Annotated in this window: 7 protein-coding genes; 3 read left to right on the forward strand and 4 right to left on the reverse strand. The window is 73.8% G+C overall.

The features are described from left to right. The first annotated feature begins 45 nt into the window (after positions 1-45). Positions 46-1,431 carry a hypothetical protein gene (locus DSY14_RS14935; protein ID WP_211717157.1) on the forward strand — a complete coding sequence of 462 codons (1,386 nt, stop codon included), beginning with the start codon at positions 46-48 and terminating at the stop codon, positions 1,429-1,431. Between the two features lie 146 nt (positions 1,432-1,577). Here the strand turns inward: DSY14_RS14935 and DSY14_RS14940 are convergent, their stop codons facing one another. Beyond that, the gene (locus DSY14_RS14940; protein ID WP_249187912.1) at positions 1,578-3,410 is read right to left on the reverse strand and encodes a hypothetical protein; all 1,833 of its coding nucleotides are present in this window, start codon (positions 3,408-3,410) and stop codon (positions 1,578-1,580) included. A 253-nt stretch (positions 3,411-3,663) separates the two neighbouring features. Between DSY14_RS14940 and DSY14_RS14945 the strand changes: the two genes are divergently transcribed. After that, positions 3,664-5,016, forward strand: coding sequence for a hypothetical protein (locus tag DSY14_RS14945; RefSeq protein ID WP_211717158.1), 1,353 nt, complete (start codon positions 3,664-3,666; stop codon positions 5,014-5,016). Positions 5,017-5,061: 45 nt separating this feature from the next. Here DSY14_RS14945 and DSY14_RS14950 read toward each other — a convergent pair whose 3' ends face one another. Continuing rightward, positions 5,062-5,427 (reverse strand): hypothetical protein, encoded by a 366-nt coding sequence (locus tag DSY14_RS14950; RefSeq protein ID WP_211717159.1) that lies wholly within the window; start codon positions 5,425-5,427, stop codon positions 5,062-5,064. On the opposite strand from DSY14_RS14950, the gene DSY14_RS14955 reads away from it, so the two are divergent. After that, complete coding sequence (locus tag DSY14_RS14955) at positions 5,414-5,761, forward strand: hypothetical protein (RefSeq protein WP_211717160.1); 348 nt, start codon at positions 5,414-5,416, stop codon at positions 5,759-5,761. The two genes, DSY14_RS14950 and DSY14_RS14955, sit on opposite strands and share 14 nt — an antisense overlap. Positions 5,762-5,840: 79 nt before the next feature. Here the strand turns inward: DSY14_RS14955 and DSY14_RS14960 are convergent, their stop codons facing one another. Both DSY14_RS14960 and DSY14_RS14965 read right to left on the reverse strand, forming a co-directional pair. Beyond that, positions 5,841-6,296: a YchJ family protein gene (locus DSY14_RS14960; protein WP_211717161.1), complete on the reverse strand. Its 456-nt coding sequence runs from the start codon at positions 6,294-6,296 to the stop codon at positions 5,841-5,843. A 279-nt stretch (positions 6,297-6,575) separates the two neighbouring features. Continuing rightward, on the reverse strand, positions 6,576-7,163 hold the full coding sequence (locus DSY14_RS14965; protein ID WP_211717169.1) for a histidine phosphatase family protein: 588 nt from the start codon (positions 7,161-7,163) through the stop codon (positions 6,576-6,578). Positions 7,164-7,202: the final 39 nt, after the last annotated feature.

Below are 7,202 nucleotides of genomic sequence, written 5' to 3' on the forward strand. Positions count from 1 at the left end.
AAGGGAGAGAAAAGAAGCTCCAGACACCAGGACCCGGGGGCACAGATGTCTTCTCAGCACTCGGGCGCGTCGGCTCGTCGTCGATTCTCCGCCCGGCCGGTGTCCCTGCGTTCGCACACCGAACTCGCCAGGGCGGCACTGGAGAGCCCGCTGTTGAGCACCGCCCTGGAACTGGCCGACTGGTGCGGCCCCATCACCGACGTGGACGTGGACGGCCTGCCCGACCTGCACGACACCCGCAACGCGATCCGCCGGTTCGGACTCTGGCCCCGGCACCTGTGCCGGGACCCCCGTCGGCGCGACGACTGGTTGCGCCGGATCAGCTCGCCCCGGCAGGCACACCGCTTCCTCCACCCCTGGCGCACCGCCCTGCGGCTGGGGCTGGTCGAGTGCGAGACCGCGCAGGCGCGCCCCGCCCCGGGACTGGGGCGACGGATGCGCTCCTCCGAGCAGGTCCTGCGCTGGTGGATGCTCAGCTTCCGCGAATGCGTGGACCGTTCACTGAGGGAGGTGGCCGGTGTGGAACCCGACACCGCGTTGAGTCGCCTGTACGAGTCCCCCGACGGCGCTCGGATCCCACCCCGGATGATGACCCACGAGGTCATGACCGCGCAGGAGGAGAGCTACCTACCGATGTCGTGTCCCGGGCGCAGCACCGGCAGGCTCGCCCGGGGGTTGCGGGAACTGCGGGACTCCGGCGCGGTCGAGCTGGGGCACGGTCTGACCGCGCCATCGAGGGACATGCCCCGCGACCACCGCAACGACCCTCTGTGGGTGGAACTGACCGCGCTGGGCCGCTACGGGATCCGGCAGATCCTGCTGTCGCAGCGGCGATCGGCCCCCCTGCTCGGAGAGTTCGTCCGGCTCGACGCGGGCGCGTTCCTGGACGCCCTGGCCTCGTTCTCCCCCGACGGTCAACTGGTGGCGCTCACCTCGTGGTCGGACGCGCGCACCCCGGAGGAGACCCTGCGGGAGATCGTCGCGGTGTCCGCAGGTCCGGGACGGGCGCTGCGCCGGTGGAACGCGGCGCTGACGCTGGGCACGACCAGTTCCCGTATCGAACCGCGGCTGCGTCGGTTGCTCGACGAACGCGATCCCACGGTGGCGAGTCTGGCGTCGGTCGTCCTGCTCGCCTCGCAGATGCTCTCGGAGCAGGAGCGCCGGACGTTGACCGCCCGGTTCGGACACTGGACCGCCATCGACGTGTTCGCGGCGGCCACCGCCCTGGGCGAGACGGGGCTGCGGTCCTTCCTGGTCTCGGAGGCCGCCGAGGGGATCGACCGGCACCTGTTCGACGACGTCCACCGGTTGTGGGCTCCGGAACATCCCGACACCCGGGAGGTCCTGCGGGTCCTGGGGCGCTACCACCCCGATCCGTCGGTGGCGGCGCGGGCGCGGGCCGTCCGGGCCCGCGCTCCGCACCCGCCCTGAACCGCGATCCGCCCGTGTCGGCGACCCACCGCCCGGCACCGTCCGAGACACGCCCGCGTCAGCGCGCAGGGCCGAGGATCACGTTCACCCCGGCCACGGTGTCTTACGACCCGGATCGGGTTCGGCACCCGTGTCCAGGCCCGCGTTCACGCCCACGGGCGGCCGAACAGCCGCCGCGCCCACCCCGCCAACTCCCGGTGCCGGATCCGCCACGGCCCCGCCAGCGCGACCGGGCCGCCCCAGGTCTCCTCGGACGTCGGGGCGCCCAGGCCAAGGGTCTCGCGGACCGCCGCCGACACGACCTCACCCGCACCCTCCTGAACCTGCGGGGCCGACCGCACCCGTTCCGACAGTGCCCACCCCACCCGGGTGGCGGCCCCGGCGTACACCACCCCCAGGACCTCCGCCTCGTGGTAGGCGCGCATGACGCGGAACTCGTGGTCGGGGTCGGTCGCGGTCATGGGCTGGTACCAGTAGGCGGCCGACAACAGCCAGCGGGTCCCGGCGACCCGGGTGCCCTCCTCCGCCAGTTCCCGTGCGGCCCGCGCGCCGGAGATGCCCAGCGTGACGCCGCGCGGTACGTCCCGCAGCGCGCACACCACCGCCCATCGGGTTCGGGCGTCGGCACCTTGGTCGAGCGCCCCGGCCGCCACGGGTTCGTCGTCGGTGGGCCACCACCGGGCGTCCTCGGCCCTCCTGGCCCACCCCTCCAACAGGGTCGCCAGACGTGCCTCGGGTGCGGAGGCCGACCAGGTCCGCCGCCCCTGCGCGGACAGGGTGACCTGCCCGCTGTCCGCGACCAGGAGTCCGGTCTGGGCGCCGACCTCCACCCAGGTCCTGGCCAGGTCCTCGTTCCCACCCGCCTGTCTGGTGAGTCTGCGCCGGGACGGCACCCCCAGGTGACCGTCGGCGCGCAGCCGGCCGGGGCGCTCGGCGAGGGCGGCGGTGAGCCGGGTGTCGATCCCGGCCAGGGTGGTGAGCGCCGCCCGGGAGGCCTCCTCCACCGCGTCCGGCCCCCGGCCCGGCAGCATCTCCTCGACCGGGGGTCCCATGATCTGCTGCGGCGCGGGGTCGAACGGGTACGGCCGGGAGCGCCGGATCGCCAGCGCCACCTCGCGTGGGACCGCGAAGGTCCGCGACCGGCCCACGCCCTCCCCTCCGTCGGCCGTGGGCATGAGCAGTCCCCGGTCGAGCAGCCAGTCGAGTTCGTCGTCGCCCGAACCGTCCACGGGCATGTGGAACCGGTCCGCCCCTCCGAGCCCGGCCACCTCCACCTCCTCGGCGTGGAAGCCGCACTCCAGGATCCGGTGCCCCACGTCGTGCGGGGCGTGGCGCACCAGGTGGTGCACGCGCCGACGGTCGGTGAGCACCCGGATCAGTCCGGTGATCAGGGTCGCCCGCTCCGCCGTGGGGTCCAGCCCCAGTGTCAACGCCATCCGGCGCAGGGTGGGCAGGTCGTACTCCTCCTCCAGGGCCTCCCGCACCGGCCGTGGGTAGTGGTGCACACCGAACTGGTGGCCCGCGTCGTCGGGCAGGTGGTACCCGCCCTGACCGTCCGGCCACAGGATCGCCAGGTCCACGAGGTCGGCCACGCACTCCTCGGCGCGCATCCGGGCCAGTCCGGGACGGTCGGCGCCGACCCGACCCACCAGGGTCTCGTGGTCGACCGGCCCCAGGACGACCGTGTCGAGGAGAAGGGTGCCCCGGGTCCGGGGTTCCGTGTGGTCCCCTGGCGCGGGGCGCAGGTCGCGCTCCTCCTCGGCGGCACCGACGGCGGCGCGCAGGATCTGGTGGTGCGGCAGGGTCAGACGTTCGTAGGCCGTGGGCCGGTAGGCGACGACCATGATGAGGTCCAGCAACGTGTCGGGGGTGGCCGTGCGATACCGGACGGCGCCCTCGGGGATGGTGGCGAGAATGTCCGCGACCCGCTCCGGTGGCATGGATCGGATGTGGGCGTCCAACGCGGCGAGTCGGTCCATGCACTCACCCTAGGGAGCCAGGCCCCCGCGCGCACCATCCTTCTTCGGGCCTGTGGACGGGGCCCCTCCGTCACCCCCTCGTTCGCGGCTTCGTACCGATCTGCGCGAAACAGCCCCACCGCCCGAGCCCGGAACGGTAGTAAGGGGGCAGCCTCGCTCACGCTCACATCCACACCCGATGCTGGAAACGGGACCGGACATGCCCTCTCACGAACCGTCTCGACCGAGGCACCCTCCCCTGTCGGCCAGGCCCGTGTCACTGCCGCCGCACGACGTCCTCGCCCGAAGGGCGCTCGACTCCCCCCTGCTCTGCGACGCGCTGAGCCTGGCCCGGTGGAGCGGCCCCGCCACCCCGGTCACCTCCGGCGGGGTGCCCGGCATCGACGACGCCCGCTCGGCGATCTCCCGTTTCTCACTGTGGCCCCATGACCTGTCCGGTCGCATCGAGGAGCGGGTCACGTGGCTCGGTGGACTGCACTCGGCCGCCGAGGTCGCGCACTTCGTCGTGCCCTGGTCCGCGGCACTGCGCCTGGGGTTGGTCCGCATCGACGGTTCCCTCGCACGGCCCCACCCCGACCTGGAGCGTCGGATCCGCGACCCCGAACAGGTCCTGGAGTGGTGGTTCCACGAGTTCGAGCACACCATCGCCCACGCCCGCGGCGACCTGGCCCGTCCGCACGACCCGGGGCCCGGCACCACCGGACCGGACCTGCTGCCGGAGGTTCTGCGGTTCCTGTACGAGGCCCCGGACGGGCACCGACCCGACCTGGACACGTTGGCGGCGACGGCCCTGACCGGACCGCCCCCGCCCGCCGCCCCGGGCCTGCCCCGCACCACCGACCTGCTCCTGCACGTGTTGTGGCAGCTCTCCGACACCGGGGCGGTGGCCCTGGACCACCACCCCGACGGTGAGGGCGAGGACCGGTGCACGGTCGAGCTCACCGGGCTGGGCCGTTACGGCGTGCGCCTGCTGCTCCTGGAGGTGGGGATCCACGCCCCCCTCGTGGACACCCTCGCCGAGGCCTGCGCCTCCCGGTTCCTGGACGCGCTGGCGGTCCTGCCCTTCGAGGAACGCTCACCCGAGGCCGCGGCCTGGCTGGATCGGCGCGGCTCGGACGAGGCGCTGCGGCAGATCACCGAGGTGGTGCGCGGCCCCGGGCTGGCCCTGCGGCGGTGGGTGGCGGCGCAGGTCCTCAACAACACCAGCTCCGAACTGGAGCCGCGGCTGCGCGCGCTGCTCACCTCACCGCGCGCCACGGAGGCGTGTCTGGCCGCGATGGTGCTGCTCTCGTCCGGCATGCTCGGCCAACGCGGTATCGATCACCTCTTGGCCGAGTACGGTCCCTGGGTGGTCGTGGACATGGTCGCCGCGGCGATGTCCCCCGACGGTTCGGCGCTGCCGGCCTTCTTGGCGGCCGACGACACCCCCGACGTGGACCGGTTGTTGCTGGTGGGGGCCGATCCACACGTGGTGGGCGCCCATCCCGACGCTCTCATGGTCCTGGACGGACTGGTCCACCACCACCCCGACCCGGACGCGGCCGCGCGGGCCCGTGAGCTGGCCGTTCGGTTACGCGTGGGCGGCCGGTCCACCGACGGGCCCTGAGGGGTCGGGCCCGCCCCTCGGCCACCGCACGGGCGATCCGCTCGGTCATGTCCCGGGCGACCCCGTCCGCGTGGTGAGCCGGGTGCTCGGGGTCGAGTCCCTCCAGGGCGGCGCCGAACCCGGTGATGTCGGTACCGGCGTCGCCCCGCCGGGGAGCGGGATGAGCAGTGTGTCGGTGCCCCGGAAGGAGACCCGCGTGCCGTGCCGGCCGAGGACCCCGCGCAGTGCGGCCATCGCACGGTCGTCGGGCGCCGCGACGAGTCCCTGCCCGCACGCCCCGCGGGCCACGCGGCGGGCGACGCCCGCGGCGTTGACGGGCCACCGGTCGGTGGAGGCGACCTCCGCCCGTTCGAAGGTCTCCACCAGGTCGTTGGGCGCGAAGGGTCCTCGCCCGGGGATGAGCAGACGCACGCTCGTCGGCGGCAGGTACGCGGCCGACAGGCCCTCCTCCTCGAACGCCGCGCTGATCGCGGCGTTCGAGGAGGAGGGCCGTCGCCGGGATCTCGATCCCCTCGGGCGTCGCGAACTCCCGGAGCGTGCCGTCGGTGGACGGTGCGACGATGTCGTCGTCGGTGAAGCCGCCCACCCGACGGGTGCGGTAGAGCACGGTCCGCCAGTCCTGCGGCACGAGGTCGACCAGCGCACGCGCGATCTCCTCGACCGTCAGCTGCTGCCGGCTCACGGGTGGCGTCGTGTCCTCGGGGGACGCGTTCATGGGGGCTCCGTGGTGCCGGGGGCGGGGTGATCGCCCCTTTCCACGGCGTGCCGCCGACGGATCGTGCGGGCCGCGCGTCGCGGCCCCGCCGAAACCGGGGTGAGGTGGATCAGCCGTCGAGGGCGTCCAGGTAGACCCACGCGCCGTCGTGCCGACGGAAGCGGCTGTGCTCGCGCAGTTCGGCGTCGCGGCCGTTCTCCCGGAAGCGGGCCCGGAACTCCACCGTGCCCTCCTTGTGGAAGGGCGTGCCCTCGGTCGTGCGCAGGATCTCCAGCCCCGTCCACACCGTGTCCGGGTCCGGTTCCACCCGCCGGGGGCGGGTGGTGGGGTCCCAGGAGCGCAGCAGGTAGTCCTCGTCGCCCACCGCGAAGGCGCAGTAGCGGGACCGCATCAGTTCCTCGGCCGTGGCGGCCCGCGCCGTGCCGGCGTGCAGGCGCCCACAACAGTCCCCGTAGTGCCCGGACGCGCCGCACGGGCAGGGCGCGTCGGCGGCCGGAGGCCGTGGGGCGTGCGACGACCGTCGGGTGGTGGAGGGCTGTGATCGGTGGGAACGCTGCTGGGCCATGCACCCATTCTGGCGTGCCCGGGCCACTGCCCGGCCCGCACGGGTCGACCCGGCGCGGACGACGTGGTCAGGCACCACCGTCACCGGGGCGCCGCGGTGGCGGCGGCGGTAATCGCCGAGGCGGCGGACCATCGTCGGGTGCGGGACGAGGGTGAGGGATCGGGAGCGCGTTCGCGTGTGCGTAGTCCATATCCATCCCCTGGGGTAGTACCCCGCACCCCCCGAGGAACGAAACACGCCGGATGTCCTGTTTCAGCGCCGGAACGGACCGATATCCGATCAGTGGAACCGGTTCCAGAACGTCATCACCGGACGGTCGTGCTCGGTTCCCAGGGCGCTGATCGACCCCGTGTCCAGGCGGAAGAGCGCACCGCCCCAGGACGGCAGGCCCAGGCGGCGCGCGGTCAGCGCGCGGAGCACGTGCCCGTGCGCGACGAGCACGACGTCACCGTCGTCGAGCTCGGGAACGACCTCGTCCAGGACCCGCGCGACGCGGTCGGCGACCTGGTCGGGGTTCTCGCCCGGGAAGCCTGGGGCGCCCTCCGGCACACCGTCGGTCCACAGGTCCCACCCCGGGCGGTCCTGGTGGATCCGGGCGCTGGTGATGCCCTCGTAGGCGCCGTAGTCCCACTCGGCCAGGTCGGGCAGGACGACCGTGTCGGACAGTCCGGCCAGTTCGGCGGTGCGCACGGCCCGGCCCAGGGGGCTGGTCACGACCCGCGCGATCCGGCGCTCGGCCAGCAGGGGACGCAGGGCCGCGGCCTGACGTTCCCCCTCCTCGGTGAGGGGCACGTCGGTGCGTCCGGTGTGTCGGCGCCCCTTGCTCCACTCGGTCTGCCCGTGTCTGACCAGCACCAGTTCGCCCATGTGGTCTGTGGTGCCCCACCCGTCACCGCACCAACCCTC

The sequence above is a fragment of the Nocardiopsis sp. MG754419 genome, assembly GCF_018207095.1.
Classification (GTDB): Bacteria; Actinomycetota; Actinomycetes; order Streptosporangiales; family Streptosporangiaceae; genus Nocardiopsis.